This is a genomic window from Acidaminobacter sp. JC074, from assembly GCF_022496765.1.
Taxonomy (GTDB): Bacteria; Bacillota; Clostridia; order Peptostreptococcales; family Acidaminobacteraceae; genus JABXKX01.
The window spans coordinates 44,471-67,175 of record NZ_VANV01000002.1; the positions used below are offsets into that span (position 1 = coordinate 44,471).

Genomic DNA, 22,705 nt, shown 5'->3' on the forward strand with positions numbered 1-22,705 from the left:
CATCAGTCATGATGTTCTTTTTGCTTGCCACTTTAAAGCGGTAAGAAGACATTCTTTATGACCTTTTCTATTGTTTATAATGACATTAGAGACAAGGAGGCGTAAATGATAGATAAAAAAGATTATAAAAACTATTGTCACAAGTTAATAGATGAACTTGAAAGCATTACAAAGAAAAAGAAAGAAGTAGGCAGTCAGGTTAAACATGTAGAAGATATTTGGTCTGATTATGAAGACTCTTACATGAATATATCCTTGTATGATCAAGTCGATTTCAAAATACTCTCTTCATTTGTATATGATTTGTATAAGCTGCTACCATATGCTCACTCTAATCTCAATGAAGTTTTAGATGTGACAGGATCATATAGGGAATTTCTAAAAGGTGATATGACCCTTGAGTCATACAAAAGGTTGAAGTTTGATTCTATAGAACCAATCTTAAAGCTTGAGTTTAAAATGAAGTGTGATCAAAACATATATGACAGAACTTTGAAGACTAGGACTATTGATGATTATGGACTAATCGTTACTGAAACAGATAGGGAACTGAGCCAGTTTATTGATTCGTATCCATCAGAAAAATTAGATTTAATTGCTGAAACCATTGTGTCTGCATTTTTACATGGTTTTATCAGTCAAAACAGAGATAGAAGAGATAGAAAAACCATAAGATTTCAGTATACTCAAGGACAAGAAGCCATAGCCTTTAGAGTTAAAGAGATCTTTAAGTCTAGAGGTATAGAGGCTAAGATCATCACTGTGACACCATATGAAAAAATGACTCAGTGCCATTATGATCATATGTATGATATGGCCTTATACCTAGATGAAGCTTATTTAAGAGAATATCTCAAATTCTATAAGGCTCTATCAGAAATAAATAGCGATAAATTATATGATGTGTCAGGTTATGTTGGCATTGGCAGCTTTGGTGCATTAGAAGATGCACCGACTGAAAAGAAGGAAGCACTTAAATTAAGTGAGTCTCAAGAAAAGTTATGGAAAACAATGAAGCTTCAGAAACACTTGATTGATGATGAGTATATCAAACCATCTGATATATCCTTCTGTAAGATTACCTTTCCTAACCCAACCATTAAAGGGAATTTCAAAGATATATTTGATGATTTTGTAAAAATTAATACCATGCAGTCGGATACTTATGAAGCTTATCAACAGACCATTATTGATGTATTAGACCAAGGCGACTATATTCACTGCATAGGCTACAATGGCAATCAAACAGATATTATGGTTAAGATGAATCCGCTTAATGATAAAGCACATCAGACCAACTTTATGAATTGTGGTGGTGACTTAAACATTCCTCATGGAGAGGTTTTTACAACGCCTAAACTTACTGGTACAAATGGTACACTTCATTTTAAAAACATTTTCCTTAAAGGTTATCATTATGAAAACTTGAGATTGGTTTTTAATGATGGTCTTGTTACAGATTATATGTGTTCTAACTTTGATAAGAATGAAGACAACATGAATTACATTGAAAAGACCTTGTTTGGTGGTTCTAAAGTTGTACCTATGGGCGAATTTGCAGTCGGTACCAACACACTTGCCTATAACACCTTAAAGAAACACCGTATTGTAGAGGAACTCCCCATCTTGTTGGTAGAAAAAATGGGCCCTCATTTCGCAATTGGAGATCCATGTTATGCCTTTGGTGAAGATCAAACCGTATTTAACTTACTGGATAAGAAAGAAATTGTTGCCAAAGAAAATGAGAAAACAGCTTTAAGACATGAGAATATTGAAGAGGCCTATGTAGGATTTCATGTGGACATGACCATACCTTATGAGGAACTGTATGAACTTAAAGTCATTGGTGAAAAGGAAGTATCACTCATACATAAGGGACTCTTTAACTTACCAGAACTCGAGAAGTTAAATGAACCCTTAAGAGAAAGACGATTTGACTATGGTTGTTTTTCACAAGCCATTAAAGATTTTCTACAAGCTTTGTATGTACAGAAGAACAGATTAAAGAAGAAGGATTATTTTGAGTTAGAAACAGATACTTTAATGAAACATCAAGATGAATTATATGCCTTGTTCTTAAGTGACTATGATCAAAGTCTTTTAAATCCTGAATATGTTTACAAACATTATGGATACGATGGCTTACTCTTATCTGCAATATTATATGATATGAAGCAGATGATATTAGATCTATATAGAAAGAGAGAACTGTCTTTTAACAAGTACTTGTCTTTTATGCATCAAGTCATAGAATGTATTGATGAAAATAGAGTTGGTCAGATTAAGAGGCTATATTGTGACTTTAAACTGTCTATGATTGACGAGTTGAGATATGGTGAATACATTTCTAGATTTTTAGATGATATATTTAATCATCCTGACTTAAAGGAAAAAACTTTGTTTGCCTATGGCTATTATGTTAAAAAAGAAGACTTAGTTACATACCGAGTACTTGCAAAGAAAGATGTAATAAGCCTTGAGAAGTTAGGGAGAATCATCGCAAAGGCTTTTGATAAAGGTTTTATGGTATCTGGGAAAGACAGGGGAGAACGGAAAATAGTTAAACTTGAGTTCCACTTAGGTCAGGAACCTCTAATGACCTATGTATCAAGTCACTTAAGACTCTTGGGTTATATACCTAAAGTGACTCGAGTGATACCAAATGAACCCAATATGAAGATGTCTCTTGAGCATAAAGAAGATCAGGTAATTTATTTGAATCAAGCTTATGCTGTTAAAAAGAAGCAAAAGCTGAAAGATTTGATTTCAGACCAAAGTAAGACTTTGAAAGGTGTGTGTGGTTTTGCCCGTCTATTGCAGTTTGGTCTGGTTGAAGATGTGCCTAAGATTTCCGATGAAAAGTTAAAAATGACTGAATCTACTAAGAGTCTGTCTAAGGACTTAATAAACTATGAAAGAAAAGCATCTCAAGGAGTTATGCCTAAATCTGAAATGTCTTATACTGGTGCTGCTTTTCCATCTGCATCCATTGGTCCTGAATTTGAAGATATCTTAAGTGAGATCATCAACATCAATTCGATGGAGCCTGAAAAGCATGAAGCAATTCAAGATATCATGATCAGTGTCTTAAACAAGGCAGACTATGTGGAAGTCAAGGGTGCAGGACAAAATGAAACTGAGATACGTGTGTCTATTAAAAGAGATTTTGATTTGAAAAGAGAGACGGTCTTTAAAAACACAGGTGCAGATGTGAATATTCCGGTCGGAGAAGTATTTACTTCGCCTGTATTAATAGGAACAAGTGGTGTTCTTCATGTATCAGAAGCCTTTAGAGAAGCCTATAGATATGAAAATCTTAAACTTCAGTTTGAAGATGGCATGGTAACAGATTATGCTTGTAGTAATTTTAACTCTTTAGATGAGAACAGAAACTACATCGAGTCGACACTTTTATATCCACATAAGTCTTTACCAATGGGGGAGTTTGCCATTGGAACCAATACCTATGCCTATAAGGTCAGCAAGGACTTTGGCATTATAGATAAACTGCCAGGGCTAATCGTTGAAAAGATGGGACCGCATTTTGCAATAGGTGACACATGTTTTTCATATGGTGAAGACGTGAAGGTATGTAACCATACAAGCGGACTAGAAATGGTTGCCAAGGATAATGAAATTACAAAAAAAAGACATGAAGGAGAATCTGTATACTTTAATACTCATACTGATATAACCATACCTTATGAGGAAATAGCTTATGTAAGAGTTGTAAGTGGAGATGAGTATATTGATATAATAAAAGATGGTATCTTTGTTTTAGAAGGTACTGAAGACTTAAATAAGTATTTAACCGAGGATTAATCCTCGGTTATTTTAATAAGATAAAAGTTCTTTTCCTCATAATAGTGACAGATTCTATCAAACAAAGTGATCTTGTCAGCAAAGGAAAGGAGTGGTGGTAAGACGATGGCCTTTTTATGGTTAACTAAGATCTCATCATAACTTTCATCAATAAAGACAATATCGTATGCTTTGATTTTATCATACTTGTAAGCATCTACAGGTATGGCCTTGTGAATGACGACCTGTTTGAAGTTATTCTTAAGCGTTTCAATGGATAATTTTGCATCTGCATACTTGTGACTGTATAAGAAGATGCCATCAAGAGGTCTTTTAGATTCTTCTATGAACTCAGCTAATAAAATCATAAAATCACATGTGTCACTGAGTGTTAAATCGTAAGATAGTTTCTCTTTGAATATTGGTTTGAACTGATCTACGATATGGCACAAGGTCTTGTAGTTGTTGTTGATGTTTTCAGCAATGCTGTGATAGGAATATAGGCCATAATTGATTTGATTAACAAGCGTTTGAATATGGCTTAAAACCCGTCTTTTCATGACCTCGGGTCTATCGACTAGAACCTTGATTTCACTTTGTATCAGATGAAGTATATGGTCTGTGATTTCTAAGCATAAGTCGACATTGTCTTCATCTACATTCCAATCGTTGGCACCTTCGTATATGTTCATGGATACAATCAAACCTAGTAAGTAACCTTTTTCAGACTCTGTCAACCTGATATGGTAGTTGGACTTGATATACTCACTGATCATATCGATATCACCATATAGTCTAAGGTGTGTCAGTCTTTTTAAAGTATCCCTAGATAAGGTAACATAATGACCGTCCTGCATTCTTTCTATGATGATGGATAATTTAATAATTAGACCATTAAAATCCTCAGGTACAAACCTGATTTTAAAGACTTCTTCTATTTTTCTAGCAACCTGCTTAGCTCTTTTGTAACCATAATCTCTATCTAGATAGGTATCACCAATCATTTCATCCTGGTCGGCCTTATTAAGTGTTTTTATACACCGTGTACGCCAATCGAAGATGGCTTTTCTTATTCTCTTTTCTCCTGCATCCATAACATATCTGCCAAGGTTGTCTTTGCATAAGGAGATATCTCTTTCTCTTAACCAATCTTCTACTTCATGAATATCCTTATAAATAGAAGGTTTGCTCACATATAGGTTCATTTCAAGCCATGAAAATGAAATCTTAACCTTACCAAATAAGAGTTTTTTGAGTATGTAAAGTTGTCTTTGGATGGAACCATATCCCATAAGGCCTACAGTCTGGCGCTTGATTTTATTTAAAGCTTCAAGTCTGACCTTTTCATCTGCCTGGATAAAAACACCGACCCCCGATTTCTTGACTAAAGAGACATTTAAATCCTTTAGATAAGGTTCGCATATAGACAGATCATTTCTAATAGTTTTATTGGATACTTCTAGTTTTGAGGCGATTTCTTTTATCGTTAAAATTTCATTTGTTTCAACAAGTAGTCTCATTAAGTTAATTATTCTAGCTTTCATAATTGGCTCCTTCTTATAAGAAATTATAACACATCTTGCGGTAAAAACTTTATAGACAAGTGATTTCAATGCCTGAGATTAGTAACATTTTTTTACCGTAACTTGTGGCAATAACACTAAAATTTTCAGAAAACTTTTCATGCTACGATTTTGATAATAAAAAAAGGAGGGAAACATGAAAAAAATCAAAATAGCAGCAGGTCTAGCACATGTGAATTATGGTCATATCTCAGCAGTTGTTAAAGAAGCTGTAGATGCAGGTGTTGATTACATACATTCCGATGCAGCAGATATGCATGATTTAAAAAATATGCAATTAATGGGTGGTCATCAAATTATTGAAGGCATAAGACCTGTAACGGATTTACCAATTGAATGTCATATCTATACTGTCACCTGTGATCGATTGTTTATTGAAAAGTTAGCAGCAGTAGGCACCAATATGCTGGTCTTGCCAGCTGAACATTTTATAGGCGCACCACTTGCTTATATCATCAACTACTGTCGAGAGTTTGGCATGAAAATAGGCTTGACTATAGGCTGTTACACACCGCTTTCATTTGTTGAAGAATCCATTCACGACATTGATCGTTTACATGTGGTTGTACATGGTGTAGATGAAACAGATGGTGCAGATAATTGGGGCTGGAGAAAATCAGCTGTAGATTTAGTAACAAGGGCCAGGAAGCTTATAGATGAGAAAAATCCAACATGCGAACTTGCCATTGATGGTGGACTTCGTCATAACAATATGGAGCCGCTTTTGGCATGTAATCCAGATGTTGTTATTCTATCATCAGCTATTTTCAAAGATCCCGAAGGTATTACAAGAGGCGTTGAAAAATGCAGAGCAGCGCTTGATGACGCTGCTGCTAAGTTTAATCTTGTTTAGGTGATCTTGGTTGTTTGGTTTTTTCTCTGAAAATATCTGAAAGACCTATGTAGTCAACTTTAAGTGTAAAGATGTAATTCATTAAAAGTGTCTTTATCTTAAAGGCCCACAAGTCTCTTAAGCCATCACGATGGCCCCAATAAGATTCTGTGAGTTCAAGAAGTCTACAGGCTGATAAGAAATCAATCAGCTCATGGTCCTTTTCATGAGTAGGCGCGTATTTACCACCAGCTGCTTTATAAGATGAAAAGAAAGCTTTTTCTGCATCTTGGAAGGTTTCTTCATCAAAGTAGTTAAATAGGAAAAACCTAAAACCATAAAATTCTAGCTCAGCAGGTGCTGCTTGACTGGATTCTAAATCAAAGTAGCCAGAGGGCTTGCCAGTCTCATCAACAAAAAAATTATCTGCATGCATGTCCGTAAAAACAAGGGTTGCTGGTTTGGATTTAAGCTCTAAAAGTGGTTTAAAGTCATTTATTCTTTTATGAAAGAATGCCTCTACTAGGACGACTTCCTCAGATGTAAAAGCACCTTTATTTATACCACGTTCTATACGACGATCGATGATTTCAATAAAACGATCAGCAAAGTTAAATAAGTTCGTAGGCGTTATCTTGTTATGGCCTATGAGATTGCCATAAGCATTAAAGTTGATACTTTGTATTTTAGCAAAGTCAGAACCAAGCTTTTTCATAACATCTAAGAATTGAACTTTCGAGAAGTTAGAAGTTTCTATGTACTTGGTAAGTGGCATACCTTTCATCAATTCAATGAGAATAAAATCATAGCCATCTAAAGATATATGTGCATAAAACTCAGGGGCAGGTACACCAAGTGACTTGCTTAACTGGTAGAGATAGGTTTCTCTTTCAAGCGAAAGCTCACCACCAAACATGGTATCGAGATTGCCATGAGTCTCAGTAGAACGAATGATAGGGAACTTACAAATCATCTTTTTACCAAGCGCTGTAATGATGAATACTTGGTGGTTAGAACCTTCAGGTATGAATTCTATATCACTTACTTCGATGGATGATTTAACAAGTAATTCTTCAACTTTATCAATTGTTATCATGTGACCTCCTTAGGTTACAGCTTGATGTTATTTGTTGGTGTAAGTGTAAACTGACCCAGTAAGCTTGTCAATAAAATAAGTTTCACACAATAAAAGAGAAGTACAGGGGGATTATATGAGAGATTTTGTGATCAGGCGTTTTATATCCATGATCATTACTTTATTTGTTATCGCAACAGTGACTTTCTTTTTAATGCATGCCATACCAGGGGATCCTTTTTCATTACCGAGAGAAACACCTCAAGAGATTAGGGATAATCTTGAAGAAAAGTATGGACTCAATAAACCTATATTAGAACAGTATTTTATCTATCTAAAGAATATTCTAAAGGGAGACTTTGGAATTTCAATGAAGTACAAAGGAACATCTGTTGTAGATAAGGTTACTTCTGGAATACCTAAATCGGCTGTTATTGGATTTGGGGGTATCTTTGTAGGATGTACTATAGGTATTTTACTAGGGATTGTTGCTGCATTAAATAGGGGAAAGGGCTTCGATTATTTGATTATTATACTAGCCATACTGGGCGTTTCCATTCCAAGTTTTGTTATGGCTTCGCTCTTACAGTATGCATTTGCTGTTAAAATACCACTCTTTAAGGTTGCTGGTTGGGGTGGTCTGGAGTATATGATACTACCGATTTTTTCAGCCGCTATGATGAACATTGCCTTTTATGCAAGGATATTAAGATCATCTATGTTGGATGTTTTGAATCAAGACTACATATACACAGCCAGAAGTAAGGGACTTTATAAAAACGAAGTCATTAGAAAACATGTACTCAGAAACTCATTATTGCCGCTTGTCACATCTTTAGGACCTATGTGTGCAGGTGCCATTACTGGTAATTTTGTTATAGAAAAGATATTTAATGTACCAGGTATAGGTCAGTCTTTAATTATTGCCATTCAGAACTCCGACTATACCATGATCATGGGACTAACGATTATATTTGCTTTTATAACAATAGTGATGTATTTCCTAGTAGATATTATATACGGATTGGTAGATCCGAGAATTAGATTAGCAAAGTAGGTGACTCTTGGAAAAGAAAGTATATGAAACAAGCTTGTTCGAGCCGGAACGGGCTTCTAATAAACAAGCTGAACGTCTCAAAAGGCCATCTGTATCATACTGGGCAGATGCATTTAGAAGATTTAGAGCCAATAAGATAGCCATGGGTGCATTTATCTTACTTTGTATCATCATAATCATGGCCATATTTGTACCAGTATTCTCTAGATATACCTATCAAGAGCAGGATTATTTAAGTGTAAATCAACCACCGTCCATGACCCATCTTTTTGGTACGGATGATTTGGGAAGAGATATTTTCGTAAGATGTTGGGAAGGTGCTAGAGTATCTTTGTTCATCGCTGTAGTAATTGCCATTTTAAACTCAACAATTGGGATAATCTATGGAGGGATTGCGGGCTATTCAGGTGGCAAGCTTGACAACCTGATGATGAGGATATGTGAGATCATTGCAGCTATTCCTCAGATGCTTTGGGTTATTCTCTTGATATTGGTTATGAAACCAGGTGTATTACCTGTCATCATCGCCATATCTGCAACTGGCTGGATATCTATGGCTAGACTGTTTAGGGGACAGGTATTTCAAATTAAGGAAATGGAGTTTGTTATGTCTTCTAAAACGCTTGGAGCTGGAGACTTTTGGATTATCAGACGTCACTTGGTTCCCAATGCTATGAGTCCGATTATAGCCAATATGGCCTTCGTTATACCAGGTGCCATATTTGCTGAAGCTTTTCTAAGCTATATAGGTCTTGGTTTACCACTGCCGATGGCATCATGGGGAACACTTGCTTCAGATGGTGCTGCTAAGATATTTATTTATCCTTATCAGTTGTTCTTCCCAGCTTTGTTGATATCTTTGACCATGTTAAGTTTTAACTTAATGGGTGATGGTTTAAGAGATGCACTCGATCCTAGACTGAGAGATTAAGGAGTATTCATGAAAGATGTAATATTAGACGTTTCTGATCTGGCTTTTTCTTTTAAGATTTATGGAGGAGAAGTACAAGCCGTTAGAGGCGTAGATTTCAAAATAGAAAAAGGAGAAACCTTAGGCATTGTTGGTGAGTCCGGTTCTGGTAAATCGGTAACTGCCAAGACAATTGTCGGTTTAAATGCCATAGGGACATCTGGATATTTGAAAAGTGGGTCAATTTTATTTGACGGAAAGGACTTGACTAAGTTGTCAAAAAAAGAAATGAGTCAGGTAAGGGCTAAAGATATTCGGATGATATTTCAAGACCCAATGACCAGTCTAAATCCAACCATGAAGGTAGGAAGACAAATACAAGAAGGGCTTATAAAAGCAGGTTATCCCAAAGACAAAGCCAAAACGGCTTCTATAGAAATGTTAAGAAAAGTAAGACTGCCGAATCCAGAAAAAAGATACAATCAATATCCTCATGAGTTTTCTGGTGGCATGAGACAACGTGCCATGATTGCACTTGCTATGGCTGTTAATCCTAAGATTTTAATTGCAGATGAACCAACAACAGCTCTTGATGTGACTACGCAAGCTCAAATTCTTGATTTGATGAAAGATATTCAAAAGGAGTTTGATGCGACCATTATTATGATTACTCATGATTTAGGTGTGGTGGCTGGTATGGCTAAAAATATAGCTGTTATGTATGCAGGGAAAATCGTTGAGTACGGCTATGTAGATGATATATTCGAAAAACCTGCACATCCATATACATGGGGGCTTCTAAAATCAGTACCCGATTTAGAAAAAAGTCATAAAGAACCGCTGTCAAGTATCATGGGCTCGCCACCTGACTTGTTTTCACCTCCGAAAGGTTGTGGCTTTGCAGATAGATGTGAGTATGCTATGAAAATATGCCATATGGAATATCCGGAAACAACATTACTAAAAAATGGTCATAAGGTTTCATGTTTCTTACAAAACCCAAATGCCATGTCTGTTGTTAATCCCATTACAGGATTGGAGGTGAAACATGGCTGAACTGTTAAAGGTAACAAATTTAAGCAAACATTTTAAGTTGACAAGAAAAGATTATCTGAAGGCTGTCGATGATGTAAGTTTTGATATACAAAAAGGAGAAACTCTTGGTTTAGTAGGCGAATCCGGATGTGGTAAGTCGACACTTGGCAGAACGCTTATGGGTATTTACCAACCAAGTGGCGGTGAGATTGTCTTTAAAGATAAAAAGATTACCAAACTTAAAAAGAAGGAAAGAAGAGGCTTGTGTGATCATATTCAGATGATATTTCAAGATCCATATGCTTCTTTAAATCCCCGAATGACAGTAACTGAGTTAATTGCAGAAGGCTGGGATATTAGAAAGAAATACGACAAGAAAACCAGGACTAAAAAGGTAAAAGAACTACTGGAGTTAGTAGGCTTAAATGAGGAACATGCAGAACGCTTTCCGCATGAGTTTTCAGGTGGTCAAAGACAAAGAATAGGCATAGCAAGAGCTTTAAGCATGGATCCTGAGTTCATTGTTTGTGATGAACCTATCAGTGCACTTGATGTTTCGATTCAGGCACAAATTATGAACTTACTTATTGATCTTCAAAAGAAACTAGGCTTAACCTATTTGTTTATTGCCCATGACTTATCTATGGTGCGTTATATTTCAGATAGAATCATGGTCATGTATTTAGGGTCTGTCATGGAATTTGGAGATAATGACTTGATATCAACAAATCCATTACATCCATATACGCAAGCGTTATTCTCTGCAGCACCTATAGTCAATCCAAAACAAGAACGATCTAGGGAACAGATTATTTTAAAAGACGACATACCAAGTCCTATAGATTTGCCACCAGGATGTAAGTTTTCATCCAGATGTCCTAAGGCAACTGAGATCTGTATGCAAAAAAGACCTGAACTTAAGTTTATAAAGGACCGGTATGTTACATGTCATCATGTTAGTTAAAACTATGTTTTAAAATATTAAGGAGGGAAACATGAAGTTTAAGAAAAGTTTATCATTGATTTTGATCTTCGCATTAGTGATGAGTATGGCCTTTGTAGGATGTACATCTTCATCCAATGAAGGTGGCAATGAGGTGGCTGAAGGCACTGAAGAAACAACACCTGTTGTTGATGCACCTGATGAACAAGCGACAGAAGTTGTCGAGGAAAGTGATTTAGCAGAAGACCAGATCTTTAGAATCAATATTGGTCAAGAACCTCAGATTCTAGATCCATTCCAGTTTAGAGATGATAAAGCGACGAGCTTGATTTATGCACTGCATGAACCACTATTTAGAATTTCAACTGACGAAGCAGGATATGAACCGGGTTTAGGTGAGTCGTTTGAGGCTAATGATGACAACACCGTTTATACAGTTAAGCTTAGAAAAGATGCTAAGTGGCAAGACGGTACAGATGTAACAGCAGATGACGTTGTTTACTCATTTAAAAGAGCGGTAGATCCTGAGTTTGGTTCTGAAAAGGCATTTGATTATTACGTTATAAAAAATGCTGAAAAGGTTGTTTCTGGTGAACTCGGTGTGGATGAACTTGGTGTTAAAAAGTTAGATGATTACACTGTTGAGTTTACATTAGAACAACCAATGGATTATTTTATTCATTACATGGTTATGCCAGGTTTTGCACCGATTCAAGAAGAAGCAGGTCAGGCATTTAAAGATATCTATGGTACAAATCCAGATAAGATTGTATCGTCTGGTCCGTTTACAATAGAATCTTGGGAACATGATTCATCTATTACACTTAAGAAAAATGACCATTACTGGGATGCTGAAAATGTAACTTTAGACGAAGTTTATGTAACAATTATTTTGGATGGTAATACCATTGCATCTATGTTTGAAGTGGATGATCTAGATTACATGGAAGTTGGTCCTGACTATATTCCTAAGTACAAAGAAGATCCTGGATTTAGAGTTAGAAGTCAAGTTAGAGTGAGCTTTATCGAATTTAATCCTAACATTGAGTTTTTAAATAACATCAAAATCCGTGAAGCTTTATCACTTACATTTGACAGAATCGCTTATGTCGAAAATGTGCTTCAATCTGGTGATATGCCAGCTTATGGTTTGATGCCTCCAGGTATGACAGGTTTAAGTGGTGGAGACTTTAGAGAACAAGCTGGTGATATCGTCATGGATATGGGGAATGATCCAGAAGCCATTGAAAGAGCAAAAACCTTATTAGATGAAGGTTTAGCAGAGTTAGGAAAAACCAAAGAAGAAATGGAAGAGTTCTTAGAAGTATTATGTGTGGATAGCCCAGGTGCTAAGAAAAATGCTCAAGCCATCCAACAGATGTGGTTAAAGAATTTAGACCTTAATCTTACTGTAACTCCAATGCAAGTTAAGATGTTAATTCCTATGTTAATGGATGGTACTTTCCACTGTGTAGTTGGTGGTGGTCGTACTGCTCAAACACCAGATCCGGCTTATATGGTTGACTTTATCTATTATGAAGGTAAGTGGGATGATCCTACCTATACTGAGATGATGGAAAATGCCTTTGTACAGGTTGGAGATGAAAGAATACAAACACTTATGGACATTGAAAAGTATGTTTTAGAGAAGTTTGTATTTATTCCTCAACAGTTTGGTATGGCGAGTTCTGTAATCAAATCTGATGTTGCAGGATTTAAGACATTCCCATTAACATTACAATATGACTTTAAGTATGTACAAATAAAGAATTAAGCTAAGGACCAGTTATCTGGTCCTTCTAAAAGGATTTGAGATGAAAATTATTAAAGGCAAGTGGCTATATACTGGCAAAAAAGTTATTAAAAATTTTGAAATGCATATAGAAGATGGCATCATTACATATCTAGATGAGTGTCATGAAAGAGATATAGATGATATTTATGTTATTCCTGGACTTATAGACGGACACTGTCATTTAATCAATGAAGAAGTAGATTCTTCAAAGACTGGAGCAAAAGCAGTTCTTCACGGCTATAGAAATGCACTAAAAATGTTAAAGGATGGCTTTGTAGCTATAAGAGATCTGGGTTCACCTAGGGATTATGTTTTAGGTATCAGAGATTATATAGACGAAGGCTATTTGGGGCCAAAGATAGTCTCAGCTGGAAGGGCTATTTGCATTACCAGTGGGCATGGAACTCATATAGGCATGGTTTGTAATGGACCAGAAGCTGTCAGACACGGTGTTAGAAAACTTATAAAAGAGAATGTTGACTTGATTAAGATTATGGCCTCAGGTGGTGTTGGATCTAGAGGAAAAGAACCTGGCCCACAGGAAATGAGCAATGAAGAGATCTTGATGGCAGTAGAAACAGCACATATGCATGGTAGAAAAGTTTCTGCTCATGCTCATGGTTATGAAACCATAAGAGCATGCATAGAAGCTGGCGTTGATTCAATAGAACATGGTGTCTTCTTAAAAGAAGATCTTATACAATCTATGATTCAAAAAAGTACTTATGTTGTACCGACATTTTCAGCACCTTACTATGCAACAAAAGAGGGCTTGAAAGACCATCCTGAAGATCCACTGCATAAGGCCAGTTTATCAGTATTAGAAGATCACAGAAAAAATATCTATAAGGCATATAGAGCAGGTGTTAATGTTGCTTTTGGTACAGATGTAGGTACCCCCTATAACCTACATGGAAAGGGTTCGTATGAGTTGGTTTTAATGACAAAAGCAGGCTTTACACCTGAAGAGGCTATAAAGTCTGCAACCTACGAAGCAGCAAGGCTTCTAGGCTTAAAGTTGGGCTTGTTGGAACGAGGCTATGAAGCCAGCTTTTTAGTTTTAGAAGACAATCCATTTGAAGATATAGAGTCTGTGTCGAGAGAAAAAACAGTGTATTTAAAAGGAATTAAATTGGAGGAAGTTTTATGAAGTATATGACAGCAGAACCATTTAGAATAAAAGTTGTTGAACCAGTTAAAAAGACAACGAAAGCAGAACGTCAAAAGTGGCTTCAAGAAGCTAGGTACAATGCGTTTACATTAAAGGCTGAAAATGTATATATAGACTGTATAACAGATTCCGGTACATCTGCCATGTCCACTGAACAATGGGCAGCCATGATGTTAGGTGATGAATCCTATGCTGGTTGTAAGTCTTTTTATAAACTCCAAGCATCAGCTAGGGATGTATTTGGTATTGAAAATGTTCAGCCAACTCATCAAGGTCGTGCTGCAGATTATATCATGGCATCTATCTATTGCGAAAAGGGCAAGTATGCCGTAGGTAATATGCACTTTGATACTTTCAGAGGTAACGCAGAAGTATTAGGTGCCATACCTGTAGATTTTGTTATTGATGAGGGATTAGATACAAGCAGTGGTCAACATCCTTTTAAAGGTAATATAGATACAAACAAGCTCCAAAAGCTTATTGATGATAAAGGTGCTGATCAAGTTTGTGTGATTATCATTACGATTACTTGTAATAACAATGGTGGTCAACCGGTATCTATGAAAAACATAAGAGAAGTAAGTGAAATTGCTAAAAAATACAATATCCCTCTTGTAATGGATTCTGCTAGACTCGCTGAGAATGCTTATTTTATTAAAACAAGAGAAGAAGGATATGCAGACAAAGAAATCAAAGAGATAACTAGAGAAATGTTTTCTTATTGTGAGACAGCGACCATGTCTTCTAAAAAAGATGGTCTTGTAAATATTGGTGGACTCTTCTTGTCAAGAAACGAAAATGTATTTTTACAAGCCAATCAACTGGCCATTGTTCATGAAGGATTTATCACTTATGGTGGTATGTCTGGCAGAGATATGGAAGCTTTAGCTGTTGGTCTACAGGAAGTATGTGATGTCCAATATCTAGAATATCGTATCAATCAAGTTAAGTATTTAGGAGATAAGCTTAAGGAGAAGGGAGTTCCTATTGTAGAGCCTACAGGTGGTCACGGTGTTTATGTGGATGGTAGAAGATTCTTTCCACATATTCCGCAAAATGAATTTCCATCTCAAAGACTTGTTTGTGCACTTTATGAAGAAGCGGGTGTAAGAGCTGTTGAATTAGGTGCTTGCGCTTTTGGTTCTAAAGATAAAGATGGCAATCCTATCTGGCCAGAACTTGAGACAATGAGAATATCTGTTTCAAGAAGAGTTTATACCAATAACCATTTGGATTGTATAGCTGAAGCTTTAGGAGATATCTACAAGAATCGTGACGCTTATAAGGGGATGAAACTTGTTTATGAAGGTCCAATAACTTCACTTCGTCACTTTACAGCTGGCTTTGAACTTCTATAAAGGAGGCAGAGATGAATTTTGATTTTTACTCACCAACAAGAGTTCATTTTGGCAATGGCAAGTTAGAACTCATTGGTCAAAGAGTGAAGACTTATGGTAAGAGATGTTTTCTTGTGACAACTGAAAATGTTGCTCCTATGAAAGAATTGTTCGATAGAGTTAAGGACATATTAAGACAAGAAGGCATAGAAATTTATCACTTTGACAAGGTCCTGGCCAATCCACCAAAAGAAGTCATTGAAGATGGGATCACTGCCTTTAATGACTTTGAAGGACAGGTTGTCTTGGCGGTAGGCGGAGGTTCTAGTATTGATACGGCTAAGTCGATAGCACTATTAAATAAGTGTATACCTTTAAATTGGAGTCATCTTTTTTCTACTTACTCAAGTCCTTTTGAAAAGTATGACTCTTTAACTAGTAATAAAACACCTTTAATATCTGTACCTACAACATCGGGTACTGGCTCTGAAGTTACACAGGCTGCAGTAATCACAGATGGTGATGATAAAAACTCAATTTATCATCCTGACAATTATTCAAAAGAGGCCATCTTAGATCCAGAGCTTCTGTTGACCCTTCCGGTAAGCTTAACAGCTTCTACTGGTTTTGATGCATTTACCCATGCATTTGAGTCATACATCAGTGACTTTTCATCAGAAATCTCTAGGATGTATGCCTTTAGGGCTATGAAGTTAATTGTGGAGTATTTACCAAAGGTCTTAATTGAACCTCATAATATTTTATATAGACAAAAGATGATGTTTGCTCAGTGGTCAGCTGGTGTATCTTTAGCTAATGCTGGTGCTCATGCGCCGCATCCTCTGAGCGAAATTCTTGGTGGTCTTACTCATATCAGCCATGGTGAATCTCTAGCCCTTGTGTATCCTGAGTTTGTAAATGAGACCTATTCGAGATACAGCTTGAGAATGGATGACGTAGCGGCTATATTTGAAAAACCTATAGAGGATGGGATAAGATGCTTCCTAAAAGAAATCGGTTTATACAGATCTTGGCAAGAGTATGAGATTAAAGAAGCAACATATAAAAAGGTTTATGAATCTCCAATTCTAAATTATTTGCCATTTGGATCTAAAGATAGTTTACAGAGGATATATGAAAACGCATATAAGAGAAAAATGTAGTCTTTCGACAAAAAAGGGATCTCAAGATTGAATAGCTTGAGGTCCTTTTATATGGAAATACTGTTAAGCTGATTGTCGAGAGTCATATGGTTATTATAGAAGAAAAACAAAATAGCACCTTAGCCGTGCTACTTTGTCTTAGACTTATGTTAATATCTAAAGACTCAAAACATATGTTTTGAGTGATGGACTATTTAAAATACGACAAAATTTATATTTGTCAATTTTGTAATCATGATTACTTTTCTATATAATAACACATTAAATTTCATCTGTATAGCTATTTATTAGAATATTGAGTAAAATAATTTTGTAATTAATATAGTCTAAGGAGGCACTTATGTATCTTATATCTATGCTTATAGCCATACTAGGAACAGTACTTTATCATTTTGCTCAGAAGTCTATGCCAAGTAACATAGATCCCGTATTTGGAGCGATTGTTACTTATGTATGTGCTCTTACAATTTCACTTGTGTATTTCCTTTTTATTTCTAAAAAGTCTGTGACGGAAGAAATATCGCATTTAAATTATGCGCCACTCTTATTGGGTGTTTCTATCTTTTTGATAGAGGTAGGTTTTCTTATGGTATATAGGTCGGGATGGGATATTGGTGTAGCACCTCTAGTAGCCAGTATTGCTTCTACGGTTATTCTAGTCGCTTTAGGGACTTTAGTTTTTAAAGACCAGCTGACAGTGACAAAGGCTGCTGGTTTTGTAGTTTCAGTCATTGGTTTGTTTTTAATTACAAAATAACGAATGACATATATTTCCTTTTATATGCAATGATGTTATAATAACATCTGGAGGTTATTTTGAATAAATACGAATTACTTAAAAAACACTTTGGCTATGATACCTTTAGGTATGGTCAAGAGGAAATAATAGATATGATTGTTTCGGGTTCTGATGTGTTGGCCATCATGCCTACAGGAGGCGGGAAGTCTCTGTGTTATCAGTTGCCAGCCCTTTTATTAGATGGCATATGTATTGTTATATCACCACTGATTGCTCTTATGAAAGATCAGGTAGATGGACTAAATGAGTCGGGTATACCTGCTACTTATCTGAATTCTACACTGACTTTATCAGAATCGAATGAGCGCGTTAAAGAGATCATTGATAATCGTTATAAACTGGTCTATGTGGCACCTGAAAGACTTTTAAGCGATCAGTTTTATGACTTATCACAGAGGATTAATATCTCTCTAATTGCAGTCGATGAATCACACTGCATCAGTCAGTGGGGCCATGATTTTAGACCATCTTATAAGAACATACCACTTTTTATCAATCGCTTAAAGACTAGACCTGTTGTGACAGCTTTTACAGCTACAGCAACATCCTATGTTGTCAGTGAAATAAAAGAGCTTCTAGAACTGAACATGCCCTTTGAATTGACTACAGGTTTTAACAGAGAAAACCTATTTTACAGGGTTGTCAAACCTAAAGATAAAAACAAATACGTAAAAGATTATCTAAATAATGACTTTGATCAAGGGTCAGGTATTATATACTGTTCTACGAGAAAGGCTGTGGAATCTTTGTCTCAAAAGCTAAAGTCACAGGGTTTCTCAGCAGAAGGCTACCATGGTGGTATGGAAAGTGATACAAGAACCGCCATACAAGAAGCCTTTATGCTGGATCAGATAAAAATTATTGTTGCAACCAATGCTTTTGGTATGGGAATAGATAAACCTGATGTTAGATTTGTACTCCACTACAACATGCCTAAAAATATGGAAGCATATTATCAGGAAGCTGGTCGTGCTGGAAGAGATGGTAAGAAAAGTGTTTGTATTTTGATGTACTCACCATCTGATATTGTTAAGCAAAAGCTTTTGATTGCTCAGAATTATACAGACCCTCAGAGAGACAAGATTCAAAGAACCAACCTGCAAGTATTGGTTAACTATTGCCATACCAACGACTGTCTACGTGATGAAATTATTTCATATTTTGGTCAAAAGAAAGCATACATAGACTGTGGTTCATGTGGTAATTGTTTAAATGATTCTGAGTTTGTAGACATGTCCGTAGAATCTCAAAAGATACTGTCTTGTATTTATAGAACCAATCAGCGGTTTGGTACCAATATGATCATCAAGGTCTTGAGGGGATCTAAGGATAAAAAGATTATGAATTGGGAGCTTAATAAAGTATCTACCTATGGTATTATTCCAGATATATCTGAAGGTGGCCTAAGAGAACTTATTATGAACCTGATTGCCAGAGGTTATATCACCATGACTGTGGACCAGTTTCCAATCCTTAAACTTAATGAGTCATCAAGAGCCGTTCTAAAAGGTGAGACCAAGATACTGGTAAGAAAAGAACGTATACAAGTTAAAGATAAGAAAAAGTCTAAGAAAAAACCTAAGACTGATTTGGATTACAATAGGGACTTGTATGACTTACTTGCAGAAAAACGTAAATCAATCGCTAGTAAGAAGCGGGTACCTTTATATGTAATATTTGCAAACTCTGTACTAGAATCAATGGCATTTTATTTACCGACAACTAAAGAGGCCTTTCTCGAAATCAAGGGTGTTGGTGAAAAGAAGTTTGAAACTTATGGTCAAGATTTTATAGATATCATTTATGAATTTAAAAGCAAATAGTTGAGTCAACACTTGAAGGTGACGAATGTTTTATATCATATAACATAACCTAAGAGAAACTTTGGCATGTGTCCAAAGTTTTTCTTGTTCTAAAAAACTAAATTTTCATATTATTTTGAAAAATTATGAAGTAAAATAGAATTGGGCGTAAAATATTTAAGGGGTGAAGCATGGTTGATTTTAATGTAACAGAAATTATCGTTCAGTTGATAGGTGGACTGGCACTTTTCCTATATGGTATGAATGTCATGGGAGAAGGCCTTCAAAAGTCTGCTGGCGATAAAATGAAATCTATTATTGAATCTTTAACAAGAAATCGGATAATGGCGGTACTTGTTGGAACGGTCGTTACTGCTATTATTCAGTCATCATCAGCAACAACTGTTATGGTTGTTGGTCTTGTTAATGCAGGTATTATGAATCTAACACAGTCTGTTGGGATCATTATGGGTGCCGATATTGGTACAACCATTACTGCACAGCTTGTGTCGATTAACTTAACAGCACTGGCACCATTTTCAATTGCACTTGGTGTGGTGATCAATTTATCCACAAAGAATCCAAAAATAAAAAAATATGCAGAAATCCTTATAGGATTTGGTATTTTATTTATGGGTATGGACATTATGAAGGGGGCATGTAAGCCGCTTAGATCATACGAACCTTTTACAAATTTATTAACGCGATTTGGATCAGGTAGTGGTATTGATACATTCTTAGCAATTGGTACAGGTTTTTTAGTGACAGCCGTTATCCAGTCTTCGTCGGCTACTACGGGTATTATGATTGCCCTAGCAGGGGCAGGCTTATTAAACATTGAATCTGCCTTTCCAGTACTTTTAGGTGCTAACATCGGTACTTGTGTTACAGCGCTGCTTTCTTCAATCGGTACCAAACGTGTGGCAAAAAGAGCTGCTATTATGCATTTAACAATTAAAGTCATTGGTACGACAATCTTTGCTATATTCTTATCTGGGATAACTGTTTCTGTTGTACAGATGATGTCTTCTAGTCCGGAAAGACAAATTGCATGGGCTCATACATTATTTAATGTCGTCAATACCATGATACTTCTACCATTTGCACCACTCTTGGTTAAGTTTGTAATGAAGGTATTACCACAGCAATCTAGTCCTGAGGAGAAGGATTATACTTTGGCTCTAGACGACAGAATCTTGGGGACGCCGTATATAGCCTTAGAGCAAGTAAAAAATGAAATCACTGTAATGGGTGATCTAGCAGTCAAGTCCTTTCACACAGCCATGGATGGCTTTTTAGATAGTAATCCAGACAATGTTACTAAGGTCAACAGGTATGAAGAGAAAATCAACTTAATGGAAGAAGAGATACTAGAGTACCTTGTAAAAATGTCGAACTCTGCCGTATCAGGTGACCAAAGAGAGATGATTGATACACTTTTTAACTCTGTTAATGATATAGAACGATTAGGTGATCATGCAGAAAATATTGCTGAGTTGACCACCTATAAAATCAAACACCAATTAAAGTTTTCTAGTGAAGCCAATGTAGAGTTAAGAGAAATTTATGAAGTTGCTAAAGAAGCTCTAGATATTGCTATTGCCAATATCAAGAATGAAGACCAGGCTGAAGCTTCTAAGGTCGTTGAGATAGAACAGCGTATTGATGAGTTAGAAGAAGCATTAAGAAAGAAACATATCAGACGTCTTAGCGATGGTATCTGTCAGGCCAAATCAGGTGTTATATTCTTAGATCTTATTAATAATATTGAACGTGTTGGCGATCATGCCATGAACATAGCGGAAATACATCTCTTGGATGCATAATTAAGCTTAAAAGTCTCAATTCTGGGTAGTAATAGAATGTGACTATGCCTTTGTTGAACCATATTCGGGAATAGAAAGGACAATATTATGAAAGATTACAAGAATATCATTACAAAGATGATGGAGTATCAAAACACTTATGAAGCAGACAAAATGTTAGAGTATTTTACAGACGATGCACAGTTTCTAGTTATTGATGATCATTCTACATTTGTAGAAGGAAAAACCAATATCAAAACAATGATTGAAACTACAAAACCTGAAGATCGTTATCATTGGACGCTAAACAACATGATGACAACTGATGATAAGGTTGTTACTTTCGAAACTATGACAACTAAAGACAATACTACTGAAGCTTACATTTTCATTTATGAAATGAAAGACGACCATATCAACAAGGTATGGATGACAAAGCAGTAGAGAGCTAGATTTATTTGCGTAACAGAATCATCTGTTACGTTTTGTTTTGCTCAAAAAGTGGCATTTGAAGTGTATATATGAATTACCATATTATAATTGTACCTTATCTTATAATAGTCAAAAGTATAAAAGTTGAAAAAAATCATGGTAATGAGTACAATGTAAAAGTAAGTGATAATAATATGTACATGGAGGAATAATGGATAGTAAGTTCTATCAATTGGATTATATCTTAAATATTGAAAAGTTTCAGAAGATACAGGATGATATGTCTAAAGCGACAGAAATGGCAATAATTGCTGTGGATTTTAAAGGGAATCCTGTAACAAAACACAGTCGTTGCCAAGCCTTTTGCACCTTAGTTAGATCAGATGAAAAATTGAATGATTTATGTGAAAAGTGTGATTCAAGGGGTGGACTAGAAGCTGCAAGGCTACAAAAGCCCTATGTTTATATGTGTCATATGGGTGTTGTGGATGTTGCCATACCAATAACTGTTGACGACCAGTATTTAGGTGCATTAATGATGGGACAGATCAAGTTAGAAGATGAAAATAACATCTCGCAGCTTGAAAGAATCGTTAGTAAAAGATTCTTGTTGGATAATTGTGATTATCCTGAGATTGAGACTTTGTATGCTGGCCTGCCTATTATGAAGTTAGAAAAGATACAAGCTGTGGCTCAAATGGTTTTTCATATGGTTAACTATATGGTAGAAGAAGCCATTCTAAAAGCCAAACTCAATGAAAGAAATAGACAGTTAAACTTAACTAAGCCTAAACCTTCTCCTGTTAATACAGTAGAAGATGCTCCAAAAATAGTTGAAGAACATAAGGATTTAATAATAAAACCTGCTCTTGATTACATGAAAGACAACTGTGAAAAGAAGATTTATCTCGATGACATGGCATATCGCTGTAATATATCATCATCGTATTTTAGTAGGTTGTTTAAAAGAGAAGTTGGTGAGAGTTTTTCATCCTATTTAAATAAACTAAAGGTTGAAAGAGCCAAGACAATCTTAGACGAAACAGATGAACCTATTATCAACATATCCTTAAACCTTGGTTATGAGGACTGTGGTTATTTTATTAAAGTATTTAAAAAATATGTTGGTACGACACCAGCACAATATAGAAAAGTAAAATCGTAA

At 35.8% G+C, this 22,705-nt stretch carries 17 protein-coding genes; 15 read left to right on the forward strand and 2 right to left on the reverse strand.

All coding sequences use genetic code 11. From position 1 onward, the window contains the following. Positions 1-105 precede the first annotated feature (105 nt). The gene (locus EZV73_RS02140; RefSeq protein ID WP_240837861.1) at positions 106-3,822 is read left to right on the forward strand and encodes an aminopeptidase; all 3,717 of its coding nucleotides are present in this window, start codon (positions 106-108) and stop codon (positions 3,820-3,822) included. Here EZV73_RS02140 and EZV73_RS02145 read toward each other — a convergent pair. After that, positions 3,819-5,345, reverse strand: coding sequence for a helix-turn-helix domain-containing protein (locus tag EZV73_RS02145; RefSeq protein WP_240837863.1), 1,527 nt, complete (start codon positions 5,343-5,345; stop codon positions 3,819-3,821). The two genes, EZV73_RS02140 and EZV73_RS02145, sit on opposite strands and share 4 nt — an antisense overlap. A gap of 175 nt (positions 5,346-5,520) precedes the next feature. Here EZV73_RS02145 and EZV73_RS02150 point away from each other — a divergent pair, with 175 nt between their 5' ends. Further along, positions 5,521-6,237, forward strand: coding sequence for a ribulose-phosphate 3-epimerase (locus tag EZV73_RS02150; RefSeq protein ID WP_240837865.1), 717 nt, complete (start codon positions 5,521-5,523; stop codon positions 6,235-6,237). On the opposite strand, the gene EZV73_RS02155 is transcribed toward EZV73_RS02150, so the two are convergent. Further along, entirely contained in the window at positions 6,224-7,312 is a 1,089-nt protein-coding gene (locus EZV73_RS02155) for a phosphotransferase family protein (protein ID WP_240837867.1), read from the reverse strand. The two genes, EZV73_RS02150 and EZV73_RS02155, sit on opposite strands and share 14 nt — an antisense overlap. 115 nt (positions 7,313-7,427) lie before the next feature. Between EZV73_RS02155 and EZV73_RS02160 the strand changes: the two genes are divergently transcribed. The 13 genes from EZV73_RS02160 (at position 7,428) to EZV73_RS02220 (ending at position 22,705) form a co-directional block, all read left to right on the forward strand. After that, entirely contained in the window at positions 7,428-8,348 is a 921-nt protein-coding gene (locus tag EZV73_RS02160) for an ABC transporter permease (protein ID WP_240837869.1), read from the forward strand. Positions 8,349-8,355: 7 nt separating this feature from the next. Further along, positions 8,356-9,279 carry an ABC transporter permease gene (locus EZV73_RS02165; protein ID WP_240837871.1) on the forward strand — a complete coding sequence of 308 codons (924 nt, stop codon included), beginning with the start codon at positions 8,356-8,358 and terminating at the stop codon, positions 9,277-9,279. A gap of 9 nt (positions 9,280-9,288) precedes the next feature. Further along, positions 9,289-10,314, forward strand: a complete 1,026-nt coding sequence (locus tag EZV73_RS02170; protein ID WP_240837873.1) for an ABC transporter ATP-binding protein — start codon at positions 9,289-9,291, stop codon at positions 10,312-10,314. Next, positions 10,307-11,257 (forward strand): ABC transporter ATP-binding protein, encoded by a 951-nt coding sequence (locus tag EZV73_RS02175; protein ID WP_240837875.1) that lies wholly within the window; start codon positions 10,307-10,309, stop codon positions 11,255-11,257. Before EZV73_RS02170 ends, EZV73_RS02175 begins: the two co-directional genes overlap by 8 nt. A gap of 31 nt (positions 11,258-11,288) precedes the next feature. After that, a complete protein-coding gene (locus tag EZV73_RS02180) occupies positions 11,289-13,010 on the forward strand; it encodes a peptide ABC transporter substrate-binding protein (protein ID WP_240837877.1) in 1,722 nt (573 codons plus the stop codon). Positions 13,011-13,050: 40 nt separating this feature from the next. Then, positions 13,051-14,181: an amidohydrolase family protein gene (locus EZV73_RS02185; RefSeq protein ID WP_240837879.1), complete on the forward strand. Its 1,131-nt coding sequence runs from the start codon at positions 13,051-13,053 to the stop codon at positions 14,179-14,181. Then, on the forward strand, positions 14,178-15,560 hold the full coding sequence (locus tag EZV73_RS02190) for a tryptophanase (protein WP_240837881.1): 1,383 nt from the start codon (positions 14,178-14,180) through the stop codon (positions 15,558-15,560). Before EZV73_RS02185 ends, EZV73_RS02190 begins: the two co-directional genes overlap by 4 nt. Positions 15,561-15,571: 11 nt before the next feature. Continuing rightward, on the forward strand, positions 15,572-16,702 hold the full coding sequence (locus EZV73_RS02195) for an iron-containing alcohol dehydrogenase (RefSeq protein WP_240837883.1): 1,131 nt from the start codon (positions 15,572-15,574) through the stop codon (positions 16,700-16,702). Between the two features lie 340 nt (positions 16,703-17,042). After that, positions 17,043-17,459: a hypothetical protein gene (locus tag EZV73_RS02200; RefSeq protein WP_240837885.1), complete on the forward strand. Its 417-nt coding sequence runs from the start codon at positions 17,043-17,045 to the stop codon at positions 17,457-17,459. A gap of 59 nt (positions 17,460-17,518) precedes the next feature. Beyond that, positions 17,519-19,324, forward strand: a complete 1,806-nt coding sequence (gene recQ / locus EZV73_RS02205) for a DNA helicase RecQ (protein ID WP_240837887.1) — start codon at positions 17,519-17,521, stop codon at positions 19,322-19,324. A gap of 170 nt (positions 19,325-19,494) precedes the next feature. Continuing rightward, a complete protein-coding gene (locus tag EZV73_RS02210) occupies positions 19,495-21,129 on the forward strand; it encodes a Na/Pi cotransporter family protein (RefSeq protein WP_240837889.1) in 1,635 nt (544 codons plus the stop codon). Between the two features lie 87 nt (positions 21,130-21,216). Then, entirely contained in the window at positions 21,217-21,552 is a 336-nt protein-coding gene (locus EZV73_RS02215) for a nuclear transport factor 2 family protein (RefSeq protein WP_240837891.1), read from the forward strand. A 199-nt stretch (positions 21,553-21,751) separates the two neighbouring features. Beyond that, entirely contained in the window at positions 21,752-22,705 is a 954-nt protein-coding gene (locus EZV73_RS02220) for a PocR ligand-binding domain-containing protein (protein ID WP_240837893.1), read from the forward strand.